This window comes from Haloarcula japonica DSM 6131 (genome assembly GCF_000336635.1).
GTDB lineage: Archaea > Halobacteriota > Halobacteria > Halobacteriales > Haloarculaceae > Haloarcula > Haloarcula japonica.
Genome location: NZ_AOLY01000018.1, coordinates 44235 through 67074, shown reverse-complemented (window position 1 = coordinate 67074; position 22840 = coordinate 44235). Strand labels below are relative to the sequence as shown.

25 protein-coding genes and 1 pseudogene are annotated in these 22840 nt (G+C 52.7%); 12 read left to right on the top strand and 14 right to left on the bottom strand.

What is annotated here, in order from left to right; translation table 11 throughout:
* The 6 genes and pseudogenes from C444_RS21730 to C444_RS07875 form a co-directional block, all read left to right on the top strand.
* Window positions 1–81, top strand: a pseudogene (locus C444_RS21730) (IS6 family transposase); the annotation flags it as partial.
* 289 nt (window positions 82–370) lie between these two features.
* On the top strand, window positions 371–688 hold the full coding sequence (locus tag C444_RS07890) for a PadR family transcriptional regulator (RefSeq protein ID WP_004592149.1): 318 nt from the start codon (window positions 371–373) through the stop codon (window positions 686–688).
* A 1290-nt stretch (window positions 689–1978) separates the two neighbouring features.
* Window positions 1979–2278 (top strand): hypothetical protein, encoded by a 300-nt coding sequence (locus tag C444_RS07885; RefSeq protein ID WP_004592147.1) that lies wholly within the window; start codon window positions 1979–1981, stop codon window positions 2276–2278.
* Entirely contained in the window at window positions 2278–2490 is a 213-nt protein-coding gene (locus tag C444_RS07880; protein WP_004592144.1) for a hypothetical protein, read from the top strand. The genes C444_RS07885 and C444_RS07880 overlap by 1 nt, the downstream gene beginning before the upstream one ends.
* Complete coding sequence (locus C444_RS22935) at window positions 2487–2612, top strand: hypothetical protein (RefSeq protein ID WP_268238787.1); 126 nt, start codon at window positions 2487–2489, stop codon at window positions 2610–2612. The genes C444_RS07880 and C444_RS22935 overlap by 4 nt, the downstream gene beginning before the upstream one ends.
* A 170-nt stretch (window positions 2613–2782) precedes the next feature.
* On the top strand, window positions 2783–3667 hold the full coding sequence (locus C444_RS07875; protein WP_004592142.1) for a hypothetical protein: 885 nt from the start codon (window positions 2783–2785) through the stop codon (window positions 3665–3667).
* A gap of 299 nt (window positions 3668–3966) precedes the next feature.
* Here C444_RS07875 and C444_RS07870 read toward each other — a convergent pair whose 3' ends face one another.
* Both C444_RS07870 and C444_RS22680 read right to left on the bottom strand, forming a co-directional pair.
* A complete protein-coding gene (locus C444_RS07870) occupies window positions 3967–4731 on the bottom strand; it encodes an SDR family oxidoreductase (protein WP_004592140.1) in 765 nt (254 codons plus the stop codon).
* Between the two features lie 84 nt (window positions 4732–4815).
* Complete coding sequence (locus C444_RS22680) at window positions 4816–5142, bottom strand: helix-turn-helix domain-containing protein (RefSeq protein ID WP_239641272.1); 327 nt, start codon at window positions 5140–5142, stop codon at window positions 4816–4818.
* A 166-nt stretch (window positions 5143–5308) separates the two neighbouring features.
* Between C444_RS22680 and C444_RS07860 the strand changes: the two genes are divergently transcribed.
* Window positions 5309–5521: an antitoxin VapB family protein gene (locus tag C444_RS07860; RefSeq protein ID WP_049909282.1), complete on the top strand. Its 213-nt coding sequence runs from the start codon at window positions 5309–5311 to the stop codon at window positions 5519–5521.
* Window positions 5518–5925 carry a PIN domain-containing protein gene (locus C444_RS07855; RefSeq protein WP_004592136.1) on the top strand — a complete coding sequence of 136 codons (408 nt, stop codon included), beginning with the start codon at window positions 5518–5520 and terminating at the stop codon, window positions 5923–5925. The genes C444_RS07860 and C444_RS07855 overlap by 4 nt, the downstream gene beginning before the upstream one ends.
* A gap of 9 nt (window positions 5926–5934) precedes the next feature.
* Here the strand turns inward: C444_RS07855 and C444_RS07850 are convergent, their stop codons facing one another.
* A complete protein-coding gene (locus C444_RS07850) occupies window positions 5935–6531 on the bottom strand; it encodes a site-specific integrase (RefSeq protein ID WP_004592134.1) in 597 nt (198 codons plus the stop codon).
* 640 nt (window positions 6532–7171) lie between these two features.
* Here C444_RS07850 and C444_RS07845 point away from each other — a divergent pair.
* Window positions 7172–8425: a HEAT repeat domain-containing protein gene (locus C444_RS07845; RefSeq protein ID WP_004592132.1), complete on the top strand. Its 1254-nt coding sequence runs from the start codon at window positions 7172–7174 to the stop codon at window positions 8423–8425.
* 12 nt (window positions 8426–8437) lie between these two features.
* Here the strand turns inward: C444_RS07845 and C444_RS07840 are convergent, their stop codons facing one another.
* The 3 genes from C444_RS07840 to C444_RS07830 form a co-directional block, all read right to left on the bottom strand.
* On the bottom strand, window positions 8438–9004 hold the full coding sequence (locus C444_RS07840) for a DUF7504 family protein (RefSeq protein ID WP_239641271.1): 567 nt from the start codon (window positions 9002–9004) through the stop codon (window positions 8438–8440).
* Between the two features lie 405 nt (window positions 9005–9409).
* On the bottom strand, window positions 9410–9814 hold the full coding sequence (locus tag C444_RS07835) for a response regulator (protein WP_004592128.1): 405 nt from the start codon (window positions 9812–9814) through the stop codon (window positions 9410–9412).
* 341 nt (window positions 9815–10155) lie between these two features.
* Window positions 10156–10470, bottom strand: coding sequence for a hypothetical protein (locus C444_RS07830; RefSeq protein ID WP_004592126.1), 315 nt, complete (start codon window positions 10468–10470; stop codon window positions 10156–10158).
* A gap of 1202 nt (window positions 10471–11672) precedes the next feature.
* On the opposite strand from C444_RS07830, the gene C444_RS07825 reads away from it, so the two are divergent.
* Window positions 11673–12761 carry a hypothetical protein gene (locus C444_RS07825; protein WP_152420787.1) on the top strand — a complete coding sequence of 363 codons (1089 nt, stop codon included), beginning with the start codon at window positions 11673–11675 and terminating at the stop codon, window positions 12759–12761.
* A gap of 55 nt (window positions 12762–12816) precedes the next feature.
* On the opposite strand, the gene C444_RS07820 is transcribed toward C444_RS07825, so the two are convergent.
* Window positions 12817–14709: a hypothetical protein gene (locus C444_RS07820; RefSeq protein ID WP_004592123.1), complete on the bottom strand. Its 1893-nt coding sequence runs from the start codon at window positions 14707–14709 to the stop codon at window positions 12817–12819.
* Between the two features lie 1072 nt (window positions 14710–15781).
* The gene (locus C444_RS07815; protein WP_049909280.1) at window positions 15782–16567 is read right to left on the bottom strand and encodes a DUF7260 family protein; all 786 of its coding nucleotides are present in this window, start codon (window positions 16565–16567) and stop codon (window positions 15782–15784) included.
* A 207-nt stretch (window positions 16568–16774) separates the two neighbouring features.
* On the opposite strand from C444_RS07815, the gene C444_RS07810 reads away from it, so the two are divergent.
* The gene (locus tag C444_RS07810) at window positions 16775–17455 is read left to right on the top strand and encodes an IS6 family transposase (protein WP_004592119.1); all 681 of its coding nucleotides are present in this window, start codon (window positions 16775–16777) and stop codon (window positions 17453–17455) included.
* Between the two features lie 501 nt (window positions 17456–17956).
* On the opposite strand, the gene C444_RS22005 is transcribed toward C444_RS07810, so the two are convergent.
* The 5 genes from C444_RS22005 to C444_RS07785 all read right to left on the bottom strand — a co-directional run bounded on the left by C444_RS22005 (window position 17957) and on the right by C444_RS07785 (window position 20090).
* Window positions 17957–18097 carry a hypothetical protein gene (locus tag C444_RS22005; RefSeq protein ID WP_161607596.1) on the bottom strand — a complete coding sequence of 47 codons (141 nt, stop codon included), beginning with the start codon at window positions 18095–18097 and terminating at the stop codon, window positions 17957–17959.
* Between the two features lie 247 nt (window positions 18098–18344).
* Window positions 18345–18635, bottom strand: a complete 291-nt coding sequence (locus tag C444_RS07805; RefSeq protein WP_049909279.1) for a hypothetical protein — start codon at window positions 18633–18635, stop codon at window positions 18345–18347.
* Between the two features lie 57 nt (window positions 18636–18692).
* A complete protein-coding gene (locus C444_RS07800; RefSeq protein WP_152420786.1) occupies window positions 18693–19127 on the bottom strand; it encodes a hypothetical protein in 435 nt (144 codons plus the stop codon).
* Between the two features lie 299 nt (window positions 19128–19426).
* On the bottom strand, window positions 19427–19654 hold the full coding sequence (locus tag C444_RS07795) for a hypothetical protein (protein ID WP_004592112.1): 228 nt from the start codon (window positions 19652–19654) through the stop codon (window positions 19427–19429).
* A 193-nt stretch (window positions 19655–19847) separates the two neighbouring features.
* Complete coding sequence (locus C444_RS07785) at window positions 19848–20090, bottom strand: hypothetical protein (protein WP_004592110.1); 243 nt, start codon at window positions 20088–20090, stop codon at window positions 19848–19850.
* A 1128-nt stretch (window positions 20091–21218) separates the two neighbouring features.
* Here C444_RS07785 and C444_RS21070 point away from each other — a divergent pair.
* Window positions 21219–22319 (top strand): glycosyltransferase family 4 protein, encoded by a 1101-nt coding sequence (locus tag C444_RS21070; protein WP_080509684.1) that lies wholly within the window; start codon window positions 21219–21221, stop codon window positions 22317–22319.
* A gap of 8 nt (window positions 22320–22327) precedes the next feature.
* Here the strand turns inward: C444_RS21070 and C444_RS07775 are convergent, their stop codons facing one another.
* Window positions 22328–22627 (bottom strand): hypothetical protein, encoded by a 300-nt coding sequence (locus C444_RS07775; RefSeq protein WP_152420785.1) that lies wholly within the window; start codon window positions 22625–22627, stop codon window positions 22328–22330.
* Between the last annotated feature and the right edge of the window lie 213 nt (window positions 22628–22840).

Here is a 22840-nt window from a genome sequence, read left to right as displayed (position 1 = left end):
CGCTTCAGACACCACTACAACCACGAACGACCGAACCAAGCACTCGACGGACGAACGCCAGCTGAGGAGATTCAGAACTAGACAGTGCCGTTCGAGCACACCTTCCGCGGCGAGGTGATCGAGATCGTGAATCTCCAAGACCTCGTCGGCGTCGCAGATGAACACGCGGTGATCGGTCACCGCACCAGCGAAGCGGTGCTCGTGACTGTTGGTATCAGTCCCGATGAGAGTGGTCCCATACGGGAGGCCGGTACGTTCTTGTGGATTGGATTGCGTAGTTGCCATTGGTTCGACTTCCGTTCACGCGCGCCCCAGACTCTTCCCATGTCCTTTCCCAGTCCGAGCCAGATGCATACACCGGAGGCGACCAATGACGAGCCACTACGACCTCACGGGCTTCCAGCGCGATCTGCTCGAAGCCATCGCCGCCGTCGAGGACGACCCATATGGCCTTGCACTCAAGGACTATCTCGACGAGCGCTACGCCGACCCGATCAATCACAGCCGCCTCTACCAGAATCTCGACCAGCTCGCCAACGAGGACCTCCTCACCCGTGAGGAACTCGACGCTCGCACGAACAAATATACGCTGACTGACGCTGGCAGACAGTTACTCCAGCGCCAAGTAGACACACTCACGAGCCTGTGTCCGAAGGCCCGCCACATCGCTGTCAGGGGTGACAAATGATGCCCCGCCAATCGATAGAGGGTCGCCAAACGGCAACTCAAACTGGGGTCCCAGTCGGGCGATGCTGTCAGAGGGACGTGATCACGGGGCAGGTGATTACCGACTGGCACCCCCTCCGAGGAAACACAGAACTCATCAATAAATGTTACTCTCAGTACAAGCAACATAGTTCGCCTCGTGAACCGGTCCGCCGCCGACCGTGGCGGCGAACCGTCTCGTATGCCTCTGACAATATTCCAGTACAAAGTACTCTGCTTTGTGCTGGCACTCGCCATGTAAGTGACAAGTATAAATGTAATTTACGATTTATATTTGGGACAGGAGATAGCTCGAAACGCTCGGAAACGGGGGCTCTGGCCTTGCCACAATTAGGTGGACGTGAATATCCAGCGAAACTCCACAGGGCCACCGTCGACTTGCCCCCGCCACGAGCGCCTCTCAAGCGTACTTGGATATCCCTGTGTCGACTGTCGAGTTACTGAGACAGCAGCCCCGAGTCACCGGCCAGCGACAGACGACAGTCACGGCTGAATAACTTCCGTGTCCTCAGCGCCAGAACGGTGTGTGGCAGCTAGGGTAAAGCGGCGTGCCACGCACCACCCATAGTCGCCGTTCCCGACGACAGGTCCTGCACCCAACACATTCACTCAGACAAGCGAGGTTCGGGGAAACATGGAGCGCGGGGCAGCACCTATCATGCAATACAAGTGACGGGGTTGATAATTTTTATCCAATTCTATGCCGCGCTGGCGGGCATTCATGAAGCCGCTGGTATCGCTGCCAGCAGCAGAATGGGCGACAGCCATGGGCAAATGGCCTGTCACAACCCATTCAGCGTCGCCAACGTCGGCGACGGGTTCTAGTCCCGGGCTATTCGGGAGACCGGATGAGTCCTGTGAGGATGCTGCGTGGGACCCAGAACCCATCGAAGCATCGGACGAGTCCCAGCAAAAACGCTTTCGATAGTCGCAGCATCGCAAGCCGGCGGTGGACTACGTCTCGTCATAGTCGATTCCAGCAGCAGAAAGGTGGGTCGCTGTTGGGGGGAAGTGGTGTGCGACACACCTATGGGAGTCGTCATCCGCGACGACAGGTTCTGGTTCCGATCCCAGACCATTCGATGAGTTTGGGGTGGAATGGGGTGGGGTGGAACAGGATGGGATCGAACGGGAACCAGAACCCAACTAACCGGTATAGAATCGGTACCAATATCTCTTGGGATTCAAGTATGCTGTTGGGTGATTTGGCGAGTACTGCGGGCCGTACATTCCCCTCCCAGGAGGTGGGCCGATGACGCCTCAACCAAGCGTCGGCGAGATCGTCGCCATCACGACCACCGACAGCGACCCGCTATTGCTGGTCAGTACCATCGCTGACGACCACGTGACCGGCGTCTTGCTGGCAGACCTTGCAACCGAGACGCTCCAACGGCTGCAAGCGTCCGAACCCGACACAGCCACGCGCCAGCAGCTGGCTGCGGCCATCGGTCGGACTGACGAACTGATGTCATTCACGGTTCCGCTCACAGATTGTGCGCTGGTGGAACGCGACAGCAGCCGTCCTGGGTCCTTCGAGGGAGGTGAGCACTGATGGCCCGCGCTAACCCATCGCCGGGGACTGCGACCGAGACAGCGCCACCAGACACGACCCAGTGGCGACTCCGCTACACGGTCGGGGATCTGGAACACTACACCGAGTGGACGGCCGACTTCCCGACCGTCGAGAACTACTACGACCAGTACTGCCGCGGTGACTGCGCCCACGATGTCGTCATCGAGCGGCGGGCGGTGGTCGAGCGATGACGGGCCACGGCAACCACTACGGCGTTGATCTTGCGGACCACGGCGTCGACGAGCACCCGCTCCGGTGTGAGTCGGCTGCCGGTGTTACTGCCACAGAACAAGCAATGGGGGCTGACCCATGACAGTGGGTGGTCTCCCCAGAGTTGCCACGTGGCAGAGCCACCGGATGGCCCGGGGTTGCCACGAGGCAACCGCACTAACTGCCCGCAGATAGCGCTGACTGCGTCACCGAGAGCCCGTGCCGTGGTCGGCACTGCCTGGTTCGATTCCAGGCACGGGCACTGTGGTCACGATGCCACGACAAACGACCTCCGAAGATGACAGCGGGACCGATAGCACAGCCACCGATCAAGCGCTCGCCGATGAGCTTGGCATGGATATTGGACAAGAGAGTCCGGACACCGACGACCTGCAGTCACTCGTTGCCCAGCTCGAAGACGAGGTGTCACCCCCCGTTTCGAGTGTTCTTGCACTACTGGTTGGGACCATCGATGACCTCCAGAAGCGCGTCGAGGATCTCGAAGCAGAGCTTGAACAGACCCACGACGTTGCCACCACAGCAGTCGGCAACGCCGCGACGAACGAACAGCGCCTCGACGAAGTCGAAGACAAGCAAGAGACCACCCACGACGTTGCAAAGAGTGCCATCGCCAAAGCACAACAACTCGAAGCCGACCCCGACCAGCAAGAAGACGCTGAGGGACTGCCTGAGGGTATCGAACCCAGTAGTTCGCCGCTGGATTTCTTCGCGAACTGCCGGCAGTCAAAGGTCAAGACCATGTTCGTCGAGCGGTCGAACCGCCAGAACACCTACCGCGCCATCAGTATCGCCAAACGGTGGCCGGAATTTGCCACGAAACGAACCGACGGCAGCGGCGTGTTCATGACGAAAGCCGACCTGCAGACGGCCATAACGGCTAAGCTCGGCAAGGAACCACATCGCCAGACGATCAAGCGCGTCTGGGAGAAACTGGTCGAGATTGGCGGCGACGATATCGTCGAAAAGACGCGACAGGTCGGACGGGACCAGACCAAGACCGAACTCCTCGCGATGGATATGGAGACTGCCGAGGGGTTGCTTGAGAAACGCTACATCGGCCTCGACCTGCTGGAGAACAGTGATCACAAAGCCACGACGGGTGGCGTCACACCCGTTGTGGTGGAGTCGTCGCCCTAACCCTGTGACACGCACCAACCACGACGTGAATCGGCACTGAATCGACGCTGTTAGACGCGGTGGCACGTGCCCTGTCGCTGCCGACGCCGCTGTCTGCTAGCTGCAGGAACCGGGAGCGACCCCATCTTTGCAGGAGTGTAGTGAGTGGTCGTAACACGAACGGAGCGACCACAGCAACTCCAACCCTCACAACGGGTGTGACGCCAAGAGTCAACCGGTTGTAACCAGCCTGATCTAGTGATCAGTCCCTGCTTATGAAGGACAGCGAAACAGACCATGAGAATCGAACCCTCTTCGAGTTAGGGCTGGACTTGGTCAGTCGGCCGGACGAGGATTTCATTGATATCCATGTGTTCCGGTTTCGACACGACGAAGGTAATCGTCCGGGCGATATCTTCGGGACGGAGTGAACGCATTGACCCAGTGTACTGTTTGATTTCCTGCTGGATCTCCTCGTTGGGGATGTCCTCAAGAAGTTCTGTGGCGACCGACCCCGGCTCGATCGTCGCCACTCTGATGCCCTCTGCAGCAACGTCTAGGCGGAGTGAATCGCCAAATATTTTCACACCGGCTTTCGCCGCATTGTAGTGCGATCCGTTCTCTATCAGGAACCGGCCGGCGACCGAGGAGAGATTGACGACGTGTCCACTCTCTTGTTCGCGCATCGTTGGGATGACGGCGTGCGTGAGTGTGATGAGCCCCCGGAGATTGACATCGATGGTTGTTTGGAGGGTCTCGCGGTCTGCATCCCCGATATGCGTCAGTGGCATATACCCTGCGTTGTTCACCAGAATGTCTATTCGCCCGTATTCGTCAAGTGTCGCATCAACGAGCGCGTCAATGTCGTCGTCACTCGTAATATCTGTCGGGACGACGAGTGCATCCCCATCTTCCGCCTCAATCTGAGCTTGAAGCTCCTGTAGTTCGGTTTCGCGCCGTGCCGCGACAACAACGCTTGCGCCACGTGCTGCGAGGGCTTTCGCTGTTGCTTCCCCAATCCCGGAGGACGCACCAGTGACGATCGCAACTTGTTCATCTAGTTCGGAACCAAAGTCGACTGACATCGCTAGAACAGAGGCCCACGCCGGGTGAGACGTTGATGCTATCTGGAAAGGGTGTTTATATACCGGGGGTGTCGAGTGAGGAGGTCAAGAGTTGGCGCTCACCGCGACGGAGGAGCGCGGAGAGAGAGAGGGCTGTGAGATACCTAATTCCTCGGCGAGTTCCTCCACTGTGACTTGCCGTGGGCTCTCATAATATCCACGGGAGACGGCAAGTGATAGCGCCTCGCGCTGGCGTTCAGTCAATCCATCTTGGTGGAGGTCATCGGATTCGGGGGAGTTGGGCGCAATAGAGATGAGGTCAAGTGAAACTCCGTTCTCTTCCATCATCATACGGAATTCGTTGAACGTCACGTGGTCTTTGAACACCTTCGTCTCACGCCAGCCGTCCGGCGTTATGGTCGTCGATTTCATCTTTGCGACCCCAGAGCGGCCATCGTCGATCGAAGTAAACGGCGTGTCCGCGAGCTCAACATGGAGTTCGTAGACTGTTTTGTCGTCCGTTTCCACAAGTGGGGTGACCCCTTTGACCTCGTCGAGAGTTTCGAGGTCTGCTTCGGAAACCCCAGCCGCAGTATCTATCTTGGCAACAAAGGTTTGGACATCGGGTTGGAGGAAGCGTGATGACGAGTCGTTTAGTGACGCCGTGGAGCGGCTTATCGGTGGACACTCACTTAGTGACCTACGCGGCGTGTTCGACGCGGACCAGGTGACCGAGATGCGGGACGCCATCGAGCAGGCTAACGAGGACGACCGCGACGAGGTTCGAGATGTCGCGGAGCGATTCGAATGATTGTCGATACGAGCTTCATTTTGGATATCATCGACGGTGTCGAAGCGGCCGTCGAGAAGAAACGGGAGCTCGAAGCAGCGAACGTTCCATTGGTGATTCCATCAATGACAGTCTTGGAATTGTACATTGGCGTTGGGAAGATCGCGAATACCAGTGAAGAACGTCAGACGGTAGAAGCCGTGCTTGACTCGTATCCACTGATCGATATGACCCCAAGCATCTCCCGTCGCGCCGGTCGGCTCCTCAGTGAACAGATGGCTGATGCGGATGACGGTGAAGGGCCAGGTATTGGCAAAGGAGACGCGGCAATCGCTGCAACCGCTATAGAGCATGATGAGCCTGTTCTCGCCGGCGACAGCCACTTCGGAACCATTCTCGGTGTAACTCACGAAAGCTATCGGTAGCGGAACTTCTCACAGTTCGAGTTCTGCAAATGCTTCATCGATAACATCCTCGCTTGGGGCGTTCAGGTAGGGCTCGATGGTGGCGAATGAATCCCAGCCGCCGACGGCCATCACGACGCGTGGATTCATTTGTTCGTCGACAAGCAGGCGCTGAGCGAATCGGCGGCGGAGGTCGTGGGTACTCACTTTCTGGAAGTCCTTGTCGCCAGTTGTCTCAGCTGCGCGTTCGGCAGTCCGTCGAACCACGGCCCGGACACCAGGTTGGGTCAGATCGATGAAGGGGTCCTTGGGAGCGATATTGTGCTCGTTCTGGAAACGCTGGAGGTCACGCTCGACGCGATCTGGGAGGAACGCATCGCGAGGCTTTCCACCGTTGCCACTGGTGTCTTTCCCGTCTTGGACACGCAGCCGGTATTGCTTGCTCTCGGTTTCCTTGACATCGACAGGGCGGACCTGTGGGATCTCGAAGGCGCGCAGGCCGACAAACGCCCCGAGCTGAATGACGATCTCGTCGCGTTGGCTGTTGGTGGCCTGACGGAGGTCCTCGATTTCACTGTCGGTGAGCCAGACTTTGTGCTCGTTTCCGGCGGTCGATTCAATACGCATTACGATTGCTTTATTTTCCGTTACTAAAGGGGGTATTGGTCGGGCGAATACCCCACCGTTTCCGCTGTTATCAGGCATATCTGTTACGACTAATTGTACAAGTCGTAATTACGCTAACGTCGGGGCTTGGAGTCAACTACGATGTTCCCTGGACACCGAACACACCTCGAAGGGTGGATAAATTACGCGCGTTCTATGTCCCTCCTCAATCAAATACTCAATAACAAAATCCCACGCGTTGAGGTCATAGTGAATCGTTGCGGGGTGAGTCTTTGGCTCGTAGTCACTTGGATTGCTATTTTCTTGTACTGCGTCCCATACCAGTGTCTTGAGGCCAATTCTCCAACCGTGGCCGCCCCTATCGCGGATGTCCGACGGTTCCGAATCAGTGGTTGAACTGAGATATCCGGCTTCCTTCACAACGATTCTTTCGTATCACATCTCGTCTTTACCCATCATCTCCCTTCTAGACATAAATCCGCCTGTTCGATTCTGTTTCGACGGCGTCAATCTTCGGCACGTTGTCGGATAGCAGCTACTGGGTGGACTGGCGGTCATGCTGAGTCAGTATTGCGGCAATATGTTTAATAGTAAATAGAACCGCGATGAAGTTACCGACAACAGCACGGGGGCTGCATAGATGCTCAACGACGAATCTGATGATAACGAGACGTTCCTGTATAAACTCGAACGGGAATCAGAAGTTCAGAAGCTAATCGCACATCTAAAACGGAGCAAAAAGACCTACGTTCGACGGCGAGCGGCCACAATGTTAGGGAACATTTCAGAAATCCCGGATTCCAACGAGCGACGTCAGGCTGCCAAAGCACTGGTCAGCGCTGTTAAAACAGATGAAGACGACAGCGTTCGAGCGGCTGCGATCGACGCGCTGTATCAGCGGGGTGAAGAAGCGTTCGACTATCTGGTCGCGGAACTCGCTGAGATGGAGCTCTCGGAGGCAACTGAGCGAACTGTGACGGGGCTGCTCACTGAGTGGTTATCAGCTGACCGGCTTGAATTCCGAATGGTCGCGGCGACGGCACTCGGCGAGCGTGGTGCGACGGCGGCCGTTCCGGATCTGGTTCGGGCGTTAACTGACCCGGCTCCTCGTGTTCGCACACGAGCAGCACAGGCGTGTGGGCGACTGTCAGACCTGCGAGCTGTCTCACCACTAAGTGAGCGCCTCTCAGATGACCGGCAACAGGTGCGGGAAGCTGCCGCTAACGCGCTGGGGGCCATTGGGACTGATCGCGCGCTTGCAGAGTTAGTCCCCATAACTCAGGCAGATGAGGAGACGCTTCGACTCACTGCGGTTGATGAACTCGGACAGTTTGGCTCAGTGAAACCGGTTGTGGTCCTTGTTGATGCTCTTGATGATAACTCATCAACTGTCCAGCAGGCAGCAATGCTCTCTTTGCTAGAGTTGCTTACGACAGCCTCCTCGGAGGAGCTTGAACTTATTCGCGGGACCGTTGTCGATGAGCTGGCCCGAACAGACGTGCAGGCAACAGTCCCGGCACTACTTGATATCGCTACAGACGGGACACGGCGGCGGTACCGGCAGACAGCGATCTGGTTGTTGACCCGCATTACTGGTGATCGATATCGATCCGAAGTAATTGACTGCCTGCTCTCGGCTTTAAACGATGTCGACGAGGAGACCGCGAAGCTAGCCGAAGCAGTACTACCAGAACTCCGGTGCCCTGAGCTGGAGAAGCGCCTCCGGGTATATTTGAGCCGTGAACGTGGGTCCGAAGATGCACAGGATCGTGTTCAAACAGTTCTTGATGAGATCTGCGATGGCTCCTCTGGAGAACTTGTGACAACAGGTGTTGACTATACATATGTCGACAGTCCGGCCGACTACACGAACCAGTATAGTTCGCGTGACTGACTGAGTCTCCTGCTACAGGGTGGTAAATCGCGAGCCCTTTGCCTGAATATGCAGGTCAAATAGTTCTTTGAGAACATTGATCTCCGACTCGGGCTGTGCGCTCGGATTCAGGTAGTAGTGGGTGAGCGCATCCATGTTTGCCAACCGTGAGTTCAGGACGTGAACAAACTTGAATGCCGTCTCAGTATCAAATAGACGAAGCAGTGCGCTGAGAATATCAAATCCAACGGTTAGCCGCGAGTTGCTCGTCTGCTGTTCGTCCAAGACACGAATGAGCGTCTCACCAAGTTCAGTTATACTTATTCCCTTATCTAAAATAGCGACGTCAAGCGGCGCCGCCTCCAGATCAATATCTGTTACATCGGCGAATGGCTGTGCTTTGGTCGTGAGAATTGTCGTCCAAGCTGGCCAAGATTGAAGTGCGTTATCAAGCAATCGAACGCGCTCTGCTGGGTTGTTAGTGACAAAAACTGCAATGTCAGCTGGCGATGTGAAGTGCACGCGGGCATTGTTGGCTCCCGTGCTTTCCAGTGGTGAGAGTATTAAGATGTTACCGGTTCGGTTAATCCGGTCGGCCACATGAACACTCGAGTCGATGAGTGAGGAGACGTGTTTGAACAGGTGATCTTTGAATTTGGCTATGCCTTCGTCGGCGTCGTAGCTCTGACTGGTTTTGTCGCAGTACGGGCAATCCCACCTGATACCGAACTCATCTGACTCAACAGTGTGTCTGTAATGTGAGAGCAAGTGCGATTTCACCACACCGGCGACTTTTGACTGCTTCGACGACCAGACTGTGAACTTACACTCCCGACACTGCCATTGGTGGACCATCCGGGTAAACTACAGCTAATTTAGAGACAAAAATAAACTTATTCATGTACATTCACAGATGGGCTACCCAGTCGTAACTAGATCGGATAGACGATAGTATTGACAACTAATGTACTAGTAAAATTAGCAAAACGGCTACATTCTCTCTAGTTACTCACGGTGTGCTTGGATGACACTGCGAATCCGGTCAGCTAAAAGTTCGTACTGTTCGGGAGTCGCCTCTTTTTCGACATAGTCCGTAATGCCGACTGCGACAGCATCAGGGATAACCGTTTCACTATCACGTGAAGTGAAGAAAATAAATGGGAGTTCCGGGTACTGCATCCGAGTTATCTGCAAAAGCTCACACCCGTCAATTCCGGGCATATCAAAGTCTGAAATGACACAATCTGGCTTATGATCATGTATTATATCTAAACATTCGCTCGCATCAGTGGCTACTATGACATTAAATGACTCCTCCTCGCGCTCAAGAAACTCGTCAGTTAGGGCCAGTAAGTCCGGCTCATCGTCGACGTGGAGTACCCGAATGGTATCTTGAGCACTGCTCGACATATTTAGGTCTTGAATGACATTTGCAAAAATAGCTTGGTCTAGTTATCAAATATGATATTGAAAATGAACTACTGGATGAGATAATCCGACTTCCTATGGTTCATATACTATATTGCTCTTGTGAAGCACGCTGTTGATTCTGAAGGCACTGGAAGACGACGAAATACAGATAGCACCATCCCTTACGGCTTATATGATAAGTCGTTACCACTCCCTTACAAGGAACACCGGTCTGCTTGCTCAGCCAGTTTGGAAAATAGATGAGATAGTGTCAATTCTGAAAGAGGATTTAGTAGCTGTGGAAAAACGGGGACAAATACGTCACGTATCAAACGACACTACTACCCAACCAGAAATAACTCCCCAGCGTCAAATATGGTGAATTGCGTCAGAAAGATGTCGGCGATCCTCTCACCGATCCATCGAACAACCTCGCCTGCTGTCCTCTGATATTCCGGGAACATTATCCCGAGGAGAACTCCCGTCAAGATACCTGCCGGAATACCTAGTACCAGACCAAACAGGATGTAGTCCTGACGCTCAAAGTTGCCCAACAAATCAGAAAATTCCCGCTGCTCAGTAATTTCTTTTTCCTTCACTCCCGGGTCGAAGTTGGAGCCGTCTTCACTCTCTTCAGGTGGGTCATACGAGCTCATGGGTTCGGCCTCAAGAGTTCAATTTTCATATTACAATAGAGGGACAGGATCGTAATACGAGTTTCTCTCAAACTGTCTATATACAGGCCCGAATCAGCATCCCCATTCTCTGTCTCTTACCCCACATGACTGATGAAACCTGAATAGTTTGAATCTCTTATCAAGAAAGAACTCGCTGCAGTGAGAGCGCCTAATCTAAGGAGACTGATGTGGCCAGCGGGCTTGAGTGCGAATCTAGTGTGCCGCCAAGCGACATCGTCACCGCTGGCAGCGGCGGTCGAAACTGGGTGACCGATCGGATAATCGAGGCTGTTAACCAGATTGCTTTCCTGTGATATCTGCACGACCTCTTTGCCAAGATGTATGATGCTATTGCGCTGAGTCGGTTAGAGCTACTCTGACCGAGCTAGTGGGTTTAGTTCCTATTAGTCGCGCCACCAGTGTCATCTAGTTTGAATACCGGATCAAGTCTTGGGATCAGTCAGTATCCGGTCACGTTGCCGACTGCAGCAGAGCATGTGAGCGCCGCAACTAATTGTATGACTGGGCCGAAACCAGCACTTGAAGCCGCTGACGCGACAATCATTGCAATTACAAGCCCGGCTAAACCGATCGCCGCTTCGCGGACAACAATGCGGCGGAATCGGCAACGTCGGTCGCTCGGTTGCGTCTGGAGTACCAGGAGCACATCATGGTATCGCGTCTGTACGAGGTTGTTCGTTACCACAGCGAACAGGCCAGCGATGGACACCCACGACCCCCAGCTAATGCCGAATACCAGATCGAAGTCAAGCGCGAATACGCTTAGCTCGGCTGGCCGCTGGCCTCCAGACGTCGGCGGCGAAGGTTCGGCCCCACCGCCTACGGCTTCTTCATGGCTGTCGGTTGACGTATCGGTCGTCGCCTCAGTGGGTATTTCAGTCGGTTCGTCAGTTGGTGTCGTCGTCTCTGGGGTATCGGTACCTCTCTCAATAGCGCCACTGCCGCCCTCGACAGTGTCTGATTCAGCATCCCGAAAAGGGTCTAATCGGTATACGACCTTCTTTTTATATCCAGATTATACGGTTTTAGAAGACGGGTATGAGTAGCAGCAAAAATATCTCCAATAGGAAATAGTGGCACTACGTATTCACAATATTTTTCTAAATCAATTGAATCTGAGATACTATGTATGTAGTAAGTTTTCATACCAGTGGTCCACGATGAATCGCCATAACTTATCAACTGTCTTCAGGTGGGGAACAATTGGCTTCGGTATTACCGTCTTTCTTTTGATCATAATTATCGGTACTAGTGCTGTGATTGCACAACCAGTACCACCGAACTCCTACTACGGCGTTGCTCAGGCCGATGGAGCTCCAGCACCGGAGGGAACTATTATTGTCGCTGTCGCAGACGGTGTCAAGCAGGACTCTATTTCTGTTGGCTCCAACGGAAAGTACGGGAGTTCCTCTGGTGAGAAGCTCAATGTGGACAGCGATATTAACTCGAAGGTTACTTTTCACGTAGATACTGTTGATGGCCCTCAAGCGGACCAGACAGATTCGGACCCAACAGCGGAAGTAGAGGAACTTGACCTGACATTCCCAAGAGGTGCATTCAGTGACTCATCCTCAACAGAGACCGAAACGGCGACTGAAACCGAAACGGCGACTGAAACCGAAACGGCGACTGAAACCGAAACGGCGACTGAAACCGAAACGGCGACTGAAACCGAAACGGCGACTGAAACCGAAACAGCGACTGAAACCGAAACGGCGACAGCGACACCAACAGGACCAGTCACCGAAATGGGTTCACAAACCGAAACAGAAGCCAAAACGACATCGAAGACCACCACTGCCCCGACGTCAGCAAATACCGACGATACATCCGAAGAGACATCGACAGCCGGTGATATTTCAGCTGAAATTACAATAACAAGTGCAAGCCTCAATCGGACACAAGTAGCGCCAAATAGGGTGATTTTGGTAAACGCAACATTACAGAATACAGGCGATGCGACAGCGTCTACCGCTGTGTCGCTAATGGTCGGTGAGACACGAGCAGCGACAAATAACTACACGCTGCCGGCTGGTGAAAGCCGCGACATCCAGTTTCGCTACCGCGCAAATGAAACTGGAGAGTTCCCAGTCTCTGTTGGACAAACCAGCGCTGGGACACTCACTGTCGACGGGAGTGATGGCTTGATTCCGTGGGGCATACTCCGAGCCATATTTCTCTTTATCTTTCTCCCAGTAGCAATCATTTATGCCATCCTGAAAGCACTTGCAATCTACTACGGCTACTAAATTTCATCCTATTCAATAACTATAATCTACTCCTGCAGAATGTTAGAGATAACAATTAGGGATCGTACTGCTCATCTTTAATTACGCCATACTTTTCACCGGAGTCAATATAGATATAGTAACCTTGGTAAGCCGTCATACCACTACTTAGCTCTTTGAATTCCATATTGTTAGGGCTACTGGCAGAATCTGTTGTTGATTTGGAGACGTACACGTTATCGCTTGTCCCGAGGCTAATCGAACCAAGTTCGTTGGACTCGCTGATAGTTGACCCGTCATTCAGGTCCGGGGTTGCAGTGACAAGATTGTACCCTTCGTATAGATGCCGTGTGTGTTCTCCACTACTATCGCTGAAGGTGTATCCGATACGGGCAGAATTGTTTATGCCGTGAATGTAGTACGCTGAACCTGCAGTTTTCAGGTCTGGGTTACTGTCCCAACTGTCGTCAGTGGGGTCATAGTGCAACTGACTATTCGTGTACTGCAAATCTACGCTTTCAGCGTCCATAGGCGTACCTTCAATCTGGTATCCTTCTTTGAGATTATTGGCTTCATCAACGAGTGTTACCGTATCGGTAGCTGATCCCGAGTCAGCCGCTGTAAGTTCAACCGTCACATCACCTGTCCTCTGACTGTTCGAGATCTGTTCAGGATTGATTCTGGTATCAATACTACCACTACTAACTGGGACATCGTAGTTGTGGCCTCCGACTCTGAGCGTGGTGTCTTTGTCTACGATTGCGTTACCCCGCGGGTCAGCGATGCCATCGGCAGTTACCCGAACAGTGGTGTTCTCATCTTTAACAATACCGATGAAATTCTGGTGGATAGTAAGCGAACTGACTGAGGCAATGTCCGTTACGAGGTCAATTGAATTACTCTCCGTAGCGGTGTTCCCATGGTCATCCTTAGCAGATACAGTCAGTGAAACCGACCCATCGCCAACGTCCGGATCAGAGACAGTGAACTTCTCTTTGTAGGTACTCCCGGAGTCCAACGAAAGAGACAAAGAAGAACTTTCGCCCAAGTTCGATGCATCAACTGTCACCGTATCGATGCCCGATGTCGCGTCGGTTACGTCGGCTGACACACTGACTGTATCACCAACTTGGACTTCTCCATCTCCATCGGTTTGGTCTATTACTGAGACTTTATTGATGTTGTTACTATTGAATTGAGGGTCGGTAGTATCGAGTGTGAATGATTGTTTGAGGTCCGAATAATCCGGGCCGTCGAAATACGACGCAGTGTTGCTCGCTTTATCGGTAGCTCTTACGTATATACGATATTCTCCATCATTTAAATTATTAACCTGCGACATATCATAGCTCCAGTCACCGCTGCTGACCTGCGCGTCGCGCCAATCCGGTGAAGCTGAACTGAAGTCAGATCCATCGTAGTAGTTGTCGTTGCTATCTCGGATTGCGACTTCAACTTTATCAAGGTGCTTATCCCTGGCAGTCCCCTCAACTGTCGGGGCTGATGTCGGTTCTGAGATGCTATCGAGCTCTACCGTCGGAGCAGTATCATCGACAGCAAATGTCGTCGAGTCGTCTGGCTCAATATACCCATCTCGGTGGTCGACCTTGACAGTTGCAGTACCTTCGTCAAGCGTGGTGTCGAGACTGCTCAAATCAATTTCAGTGGTAAACGAACCCGAATCAACCAATGTGTCTGATTCGGAATCCGATTTCGAAATATAATCGCTGTTTCCGCTTGCATCTTCTATAAGGAATGTAACTGTGGTAGAGCTGTCAGAATCAAGGTTACCGGTTATCTCAACCGTTCCGTCAGGTGCTGCAACATCTTCCGTAATATTCAGTGTGCTGTCACTGACGGCGGCACTGGCACTGTCACTGAATGTAACTGTTACCGTGGTGAATGATAGTATTAGAATGATCGACAACCCGACGGCCTGAACGGTACTTTGCGATAGTGTTTGGCTCATAGTTTGTGACCTGTCTGTTTGATCTCTTGGATGCCTTCTCCCGATCTGCTGCTGCCATGCCAAGGTAATTATTGACAGGTACGCAGTTATCTGCCTATCAGCTGCGCTTTATTGTATAGTAATCAATATATCTATACCATTAATAAAGGCTTGGCCACCATTATCGAATTTGAAAGTGGGGATTTCAACTCATTCATAGAACTACCGCAAGGCTACATAGAATCTCTCAATATCTATATTCAGCAAACCTTCCTGACAGTTTATGTGTAATTGACAACTTGATATGACATGACGCGCGTTTCCACTGACGGTTATCTCCACGAGAATCACAAGATATGATTGATGAGTACTGACCTTCTCTCGTAATTCGTGAGATATCGGACACGTCAGAAGGCATCTCCTGCTAAGCCTACGTTCTATACTGACCGGAAGACTCGCGAATAGAACCGCTGAATTCAGAACAACTGATAAAGAAACCATATTAGCAACTACTGGTAAAGTAATAGATGTGATTTAATCGTCTGCCACTACCCGGGTGATTGAAATCCGAGTATCGTCAATACTCGGGGACTACGGCCCGATTCGAACTCCTGAGTCGTCCAAGTAAGATAGATCCGGATCCGCAAAATCCGATGGGCAGTTGCCTCGTGGCAGTCGCTACAGAACTCTTCGAGGATGGGCCGCCATGGTGAGAGTCCCAGCTCGTCGAGGATCTCCTAGTAGTCGAGGTATCCGAGTTCAGCGTATTTGTCCGGCGGAATACCTAGGAGCCCAGAGCCATAGACCGAGCCCAGCAGGATGTGTGACGGATGGCTAGCCGGTGACCCGGGATACGAGTATCTGCATGCTATGGCTCGCTCACCGACGACGTCGACGCCCACCACGGCTCCAAATGTGCGACGAATCCATCGACCATTTCTTTTACGACGAAGAAAGCACGTAACGTCTTATGATGGTAGTTGTAGGAACTCTCTAAGAGAATTTCGAGCTGCACCGCGACCGCAATCCTGAGCACAGCTCGGAAACGAGCAGGTCCGGCAGTAAGTAACAGCGGTCGCTCTTCCTACTGTTCTCAGCGTGTCGATATCAGACAGTGACGACGGTGCCTTCTGATCGTGTCGAGACACGCAACAATATCGGCAAGCGCTGGGCACGTCACTGAACAATCGTTGTACAGGTATTGGACAAGGCTGGTCCCATCGATACCAGAGAAGGCAGCAACTGATCGGCTGTGGAGCCGTTGTTGGCGGGTCATCGCTGCTGTCTTGCAGTCTTTTTCGATTTCGGCGAGTTGATCGTCGATACGATCGAGGCGGACTGGATCGGTCGTTTGGCGTGCGTTTGCACCAAGCGTGGCCCCGCGACGTTCGCAATCGTCAAGTGTCTTTTCGGCTGACTGTAACGATTCGCGTTCGCGTTCGAGCGCCGGAAGTAGCGTTCCACGTTCATCGCGCGCGCCCTCGCTTGCGGCTAGCAACGCCTCATATAATTGCGGGGTCAGGCGTGTTCCCGTAGCGATCTGCGTGCCGAGTTCTGGCCCGAACTCCAACGACATGTTCTCCTCCAGCGAGTCGTTGTACTCGGTTTCGAAGTGTGGTACGGACATTACCGTTTCGTGGTAGGCCTCCCGGACAGCACGCAGACTGGTTTCAGGCTTAGGCTGTCGGGTTCCGAGCGCCGACATCCCGCCGGCTGACGTATCGGCAGCGCCTACGGGGTGTACCGTTGGCTCGATAGACACAAGACTGGCCCGAAAGCGCCTGAAAGCCGTCAGCTCAGCTTCTATACAGTCTATCTCTCGCTGGACAACGGCGAGTGCTTCCTCAATTCGCGGTTGGCTTGTCTCAGTCTTGGACACGAGGCGCTCATTTGAACCATTAATTCACGAAAGATGATTAATGGCACTGTCTAGTTGAGCGAGTTTGAGAAGTGAGCAGGCCGTTGCGAGAACTGTTCATGGAACTCGCAGACCTGCTCAGAGAAACCTTGGAAACAGACAGCCAAGACGNGGCACTGTCTAGTTGAGCGAGTTTGAGAAGTGAGCAGGCCGTTGCGAGAACTGTTCATGGAACTCGCAGACCTGCTCAGAGAAACCTTGGAAACAGACAGCCAAGACGTTTGGGAGAACGAGCGCACCCCGACACCCGTCCGGCGATTTGGGGTGCGTCTCCACGCGGCGGGGCTGTCGATCAGGGAGACGGTCGCTATATTAGAATCACTGGGTGTCGACCGTTCTCACGGCGCGGTCTGGAATTGGGTTCATACGTTGTCTGAAGCACAAAGCGACCCGCCGACGGCGTCGCCGTCGCGGGTCGCGGTCGATGAGAAACAAATCGAGGTTGATGGCGAAAAAAAGTGGCTGTACGCCGCTGTCGACACCGAATCAAAGCTGCTGCTCGAAGTTGACGTGTTCAGCCGCCGCGGGACTGACCCCGCGGCGGCGTTCCTGCATCGACTCACCGAGAAACACGATGTCACCGAGACAGTGTTTCTCGTCGATGCTGGCGGCTATCTGACTGCCCTCTCTCGCCACGATTTGAGCGGTCGGCTTGACTATCGACTCCGGAACCACATCGAAAAGTGGTTCCAGACTGTGACCATGCGAATCGACCGCTTTCATTCCTTCTGGAGGGGCAGTCAATCCAGCGCGAAACAGTGGCTACGACGCTTCAGACACCACTACAACCACGAACGACCGAACCAAGCACTCGACGGACGAACGCCAGCTGAGGAGATTCAGAACTAGACAGTGCCNCGCTTCAGACACCACTACAACCACGAACGACCGAACCAAGCACTCGACGGACGAACGCCAGCTGAGGAGATTCAGAACTAGACAGTGCCTGATTAATCTATATGTTTAGTATATGCTATTTGTGTTGCTAGTGTCTTCCTTACTGGGTAATTCAGGACAGACTATACTGATAGCAGTAGCTACACCAGAAATTCTGTGGCCGCCTGCAATTTTTCATTGGACGTATTGAAGAAGCCACGGACCATCTGAATACCAGCGCTGAGCACGAATGTTGGGCTGACTGAGTCAACAAGCCAAGGCAGAACTAAAAAAAGCTGACAGAAGCGCTGCCTGTGTCAGTGCCGATCGTTGCAGCGGCAGGCGAATCAGGTGGACAGTTGATAGGTAATCCGTATGACGAGGCAGCTGCGAAGGTTGTGGAAGATGTTGTTGACTACAATGTCAATATTGGTTTCTCCACCCACAACAGTCCATTTCGGTGAAGGAAGTCAGTCAGCGATAGTCCCTTGATCGGTCATCAGTCATCACCGAGGGCTGTTGACCGCCATTGTAGGAGCCAAGCGTCGTCGCGCCGCTGTCAGCGAGCTTCGAGTCGCCTTTGACGGTCGCGAAGCATCTGGTCGTCTGAGTCATGTCCGGGTGGTCAATTTCAAGTTCGGTTAGATTGAGCCGCACCACTGTTGTCTGTCTAGTTTTCCGGTCCAATTCCGAAGTACTCAGCGGCTGCGTGCATTATACAATAAATCGTCGACCTCGCAATCTCGGTATCAGACACATCTTCGCGACGTTCTCCCTCAAGGAGCGTCATACCATTTGAGTACGCGATGCACCAGCGACGGACTTGGCGGGAGATCCGACAACTCTGCGTGTCCACCCTGATTCATATTGACGCTTGCTCCTCTTGACCTTGTGTCGTCTGCAGGTGCTCCGATGGAATGTTAAGATCTGCTATCCGGCCTTCCCAGCGCTCACGAAGCCTCGCTGTTGCGACGTCGGCCCCGGGCTGAGAGGAACTCCCATCGAAGTGGTTTGGCACGAAGCGTTTGATCGCTTCACATTCGCCGAGATGGACCACGTGGGTCCGAATGGACTCTAAATCAGTGACGTAGGCAACCCACAGTCGCTTATGCCCGTTGACGACTTCGTAGCCCTCGTCGACGACACGGACCACCAGCTCTGGGATGGATAACCGCGCTCACGGGTACTGGCGATGAACTCACGGTTTGCCTCATAGTAGAAGGCAGACATAGTACGGCGTCGGCTGGATCTCATCGAGGGCGACCGCCGTCGGGCTGTGGCTGTCGATAGTCTCGAGTCGCGACGTTGGGTAGGCGTAGAACGAGATGTTGTCGGCATGTAGTGTGGAGAGTTTAACTGGCTGGTCTCCGGCGTACTGTGGTCGGTGGTGGTCCAGCGTCTGGCGATAGACAACGATGACAACAGTGTCATCAGCGAGGTACTCAGGGCTGTCCTCCGAGACGGTCGTGTCACGGCCGTCGAGATTCCAGTCCGTGACTAAGACTGCCGGCGTGTTCACCACAACCGCGTCGTCAGGGCTAGGATGTTTGCAATCGTGGAAGATATCGTCGGGGGAATATGGGCAGTTACGCATGGTTGATGTCCGGGTTGTCGATGTGGCGAGCTGCTTGGTGAACGCGTTCATTGGAGGGTGGGGAGACTCCTATATGTTCTCATGGCCTATGAGTTCATGAAGATCCGCATCACGGATTGGCACGAGCCCGCGGTTGGTAGGACTATCTCGCCACATGATTGTATCCTCAGCGTTGATTACTGCCTGAGCGTAGAATCAACACTGTCTCGGTGGGTGGGCCCGTAGCCGTCTGGCTCGCCGACACGCACTCCGGATCGGCGAGAGCGATGCGCTTGGAGTCTGCGGCCCACCGACGTATTCGTAAGCGGTGCTGTATCCGCGCTCCGTACTGGCGTGCGCGAGCAATGGCTTCAGTACTGCCACGAGTCGTCTGCTGTGGCCTCCGGGCCCGGAGCCGAACTGGCAGCGTAGGACATAATCAGGCCGTCGACGGTCAGCTGCTCAGGGTCAAGACTTGCATCGATGTCAAGCGCTTGGTCGATGATTGCCTGCTTGACCTGTTTGGCGTTGCTCCGTAGATACTTTTGTCCCTGATAGGAGCCATAGGTGAACCCATCAGCATTCGCAGCCACCTCCATCAGCGGTACGCATAATCATGCGACGGTCCCTCTTCGAGACACTCCTAAAAGAGCTGTTGCACCTGTTTGTACGTGAGGGCGTGCCGCTGCTGTTTCGTATCAAGCGCTTTGACCACGGCCAGACGACGGAGTCGGGTGGCTCCCGTCTCCCCGTTGAGATCACCCCACAGTGTCGCTCCTCTTGTTTCGGGGATTAGAGATTCTTGTGTGGGTGTTTGACGGCGTTCTTGTAGTTCGTAACAACATCACGGTACTCGTCGATGTTCGCCGCATCGCCACCGGCAGTCTTCGCGATGGTTGATTCAAGTACGTTAGTAAGAAACTGGTCGCCAAGGTTGTCAGCGATCTCCATCACGAGCTGTGGGTCAGGCTCAACGGTTTTATCAGCCTCGGCTGTGGTACCACCGTCGGTACCACCAGTGACGAGTTGCTGCACATTATCTAGGGTGTGGCGTGATGGGGGCAGTCCCTGTCAGAAGGATTACCCAGATAACGAGGTACTTGCTCTCTGCTCGACTCACCGCCTGAAGTGTCGACATCAAAGCCACATTTCTGAATTCTAATGATGTAGAAAAAGCCCACTCTGAGACGATATACCCTCAGAATGAGAACCCACAGTGAGGGTCAGCTGTCGGGCCTCGGAACGCTTACTCCCTATTACTCATTGAAACAAAACCGGTATCGTGCGAATATGACAAGAATATTTAATTAACAGTCGCTCGAACTCTTTGTTAATTTGTTTCATGCCAATCAAACTGAAGAGGGTGGACTCTTGTGCGGTATCCATTATAAAAAGATTATACTTGAATTTATTACCCTCTGTCAGCAAAGCCGTTGTATATGCTTACTTCCGAGCGATTTGAGGTAAAGGATCGAGAGCAGGCGAAGAGTGTCCTTTCAAAAGTCAACACAGAGAATGCTCTGAAGTTTCTCTCCGAGCCAACCAATCAGCGATCCGACCAGCAAGAGCAAATTTTCGTGGCGTGCTCTATCCCAAACACGGAATTAGAGTATCGAACACGTGAGGGCGGGCAAATTAGGTATTGTGTGCCAGAAGAGTTATTGGGCCTGCTCCTCTCAGACCAAGGAATGGTTGAGTTTGCCCCCGCTGACCAATTTTCGATTACCACTACGAACTAGTGGTGTTCTAAAAGAATCTTGTCAACTCTGGGATGGCCGTGAGAATACGGGAAGAAATGAACTCTCGACTCAGAGCGCGAGTGACTCGTCCAAGAGTCGGTATAGACTTTCTGCCGAGACGCGGTCAACTTGTCTGAGCCGACAACTTCCACGATCAGCGTGTCGCCAGCGTCTGGGCGTACGCAGCGACAATCATCGAGTCCTCTGAAGAGAAGTACATAAAATCGTCGGTCTGCGACGGAAATCATCACCGAGTTAGACTAATTCAGGTAAAAAAACGCCCGTTTGAACGACACGGCACCACAGTGAAACCAGCGCTGGAGCCCCGGATAGGTTGTTGTCGCGGACTGAAGGATACTTTCCTGGGATCGACTTCATGGATGTTCAAAATTGATAAAAAGCTAGAATATAATTAAATAACACTATGAATAAGGATACAATTCGAGTCTGCCATGTGGTAAATAGTGTCGGTCCAACAAGCATTCCTGCAGATATTGCAATTGAATTACAACAATCGACGAACATTCAAGTTGGTATTCTTTCTTGGTTTGATATAACAGAATTTGAAAATATGGAATGTATTGAGGTACACAGTGCAAATCCTCCACAAACGACAATCGGAATAAATCGCTCGACTGCTATCAGGGTTCACGATATATTTACAGAATATGATATAATACACACGCACCACCCTCACTCAGGATCTCTCAGCAAACTACTCGCTCTCCATGCCGATAATAAAATCATTACTACTGAACATAATAACCACAAAGCGTATTCTCGCAAAGGGCTTGTCTTGAATGGACTGACGAATATTATCCCTGATGCAGTTACTTGCGTTTCTAGATCGGTCTATGACTCATTCCAGTCGTGGGAAAAAAGTATTGTCAATAAGGGCGACGTTCACGTCATCTATAATGGGGTTAAAGATGTGCGCTTATCGCTGAATACCAACTGGTCAGCATACGATTACTGCAACATAAGTCGTGATGAATATTTAATCGGAATTGGTGCAATGCATACTGAGCAAAAGGCGCATGACGTACTTATCAAAGCGGTTGCAGAATTACTGGACAAAGAATATAAAGTCAATCTTCTGATTACTGGAACTGGCCCTCTACAAGACTCATTAAAACGTCTGGTTGTGAACGAGGGAATTGAAAATAACGTCCACTTTCTTGGTCTTATTGACCAAAATAAACTCTATCGATTGTTGGCGGAGTTAGATGTTTATTCAATGCCATCCCGCTGGGAAGGCTATTGTGTTGGTGTTGCCGAAGCAATGGCACTTGGTACTCCTTGTGTTCTCTCAGATATTAAAACCTTCAAGGAGGTATACGACAACTGTGCACTATACCACTCTGTTGATAATCCTTGTGAATTAGCGTCAACTATCGAACAGTTGTTGTCGGACAAAAATCTTCGAGAGAATCTCTCAATGCGTGCAAGTGAACTTATACGGTCGCAGTATAACTTAAACGATGTTGCGACCCAATACGAATCTCTCTACATGGATATATGTTGAAATATTGGTTATTCAGTGATCCTCGGATCAGGCACCCATAGCAGTTGTTCCGGATTTCGGGGTATTTGTTGCACGCTAATCAGGCCAACCAGCCGGCGGCACAACAGGGCGAGGGCTCGATAAACGCAGGGCGTCAGGCCCTGAATAGTGCTCCACTCTGCGTCTTCTTCAGGGTCGTATACGTTCCTCCAGTCGGGTACCTTCTCGGGGTCGACTTCACGAATCGCGTGGAGCAATTCTTCGCCAGTCCATTCGATATCCTCGACGTGGAGACGCTCCTCCAGCCGATTGTCAACGAATTGAGACATAGTATACAATATCGCCGCCATGATCAAGTAGAAGGCCCATAAAAAGGGTTTATTCGATTTGCATTTCGCATCCTCATCAGCGTTAGGACATCGGCCAAGAGGTATGGGACAATTAGAAGGGCCCCGGCGATGGCACCAACGGCACCAAGCTCAGGGCCCCCTACTAGGGTCCCAGCCGTGTCGAGAACAGTGCCGACAGCAAGAGCGAACCAG

Coding starts and splice junctions, on each gene's coding strand:
- C444_RS07870 (WP_004592140.1), bottom strand. CDS start 4,731: ATGTCAGTCGACTTTGGTTCCGAACTAGATGAACAAGTTGCGATCGTC.
- C444_RS07850 (WP_004592134.1), bottom strand. CDS start 6,531: ATGCGTATTGAATCGACCGCCGGAAACGAGCACAAAGTCTGGCTCACC.
- C444_RS07820 (WP_004592123.1), bottom strand. CDS start 14,709: ATGAGCCAAACACTATCGCAAAGTACCGTTCAGGCCGTCGGGTTGTCG.
- C444_RS07855 (WP_004592136.1), top strand. CDS start 5,518: ATGATTGTCGATACGAGCTTCATTTTGGATATCATCGACGGTGTCGAA.
- C444_RS07845 (WP_004592132.1), top strand. CDS start 7,172: ATGCTCAACGACGAATCTGATGATAACGAGACGTTCCTGTATAAACTC.
- C444_RS07800 (WP_152420786.1), bottom strand. CDS start 19,127: ATGAACGCGTTCACCAAGCAGCTCGCCACATCGACAACCCGGACATCA.
- C444_RS07875 (WP_004592142.1), top strand. CDS start 2,783: ATGCCACGACAAACGACCTCCGAAGATGACAGCGGGACCGATAGCACA.
- C444_RS07890 (WP_004592149.1), top strand. CDS start 371: ATGACGAGCCACTACGACCTCACGGGCTTCCAGCGCGATCTGCTCGAA.
- C444_RS22680 (WP_239641272.1), bottom strand. CDS start 5,142: ATGAAATCGACGACCATAACGCCGGACGGCTGGCGTGAGACGAAGGTG.
- C444_RS07795 (WP_004592112.1), bottom strand. CDS start 19,654: ATGGAGGTGGCTGCGAATGCTGATGGGTTCACCTATGGCTCCTATCAG.
- C444_RS22005 (WP_161607596.1), bottom strand. CDS start 18,097: ATGACTCAGACGACCAGATGCTTCGCGACCGTCAAAGGCGACTCGAAG.
- C444_RS07810 (WP_004592119.1), top strand. CDS start 16,775: ATGGAACTCGCAGACCTGCTCAGAGAAACCTTGGAAACAGACAGCCAA.
- C444_RS07775 (WP_152420785.1), bottom strand. CDS start 22,627: ATGTCTCAATTCGTTGACAATCGGCTGGAGGAGCGTCTCCACGTCGAG.
- C444_RS07835 (WP_004592128.1), bottom strand. CDS start 9,814: ATGTCGAGCAGTGCTCAAGATACCATTCGGGTACTCCACGTCGACGAT.
- C444_RS21070 (WP_080509684.1), top strand. CDS start 21,219: ATGAATAAGGATACAATTCGAGTCTGCCATGTGGTAAATAGTGTCGGT.
- C444_RS22935 (WP_268238787.1), top strand. CDS start 2,487: ATGACGGGCCACGGCAACCACTACGGCGTTGATCTTGCGGACCACGGC.
- C444_RS07830 (WP_004592126.1), bottom strand. CDS start 10,470: ATGAGCTCGTATGACCCACCTGAAGAGAGTGAAGACGGCTCCAACTTC.
- C444_RS07880 (WP_004592144.1), top strand. CDS start 2,278: ATGGCCCGCGCTAACCCATCGCCGGGGACTGCGACCGAGACAGCGCCA.
- C444_RS07825 (WP_152420787.1), top strand. CDS start 11,673: ATGAATCGCCATAACTTATCAACTGTCTTCAGGTGGGGAACAATTGGC.
- C444_RS07885 (WP_004592147.1), top strand. CDS start 1,979: ATGACGCCTCAACCAAGCGTCGGCGAGATCGTCGCCATCACGACCACC.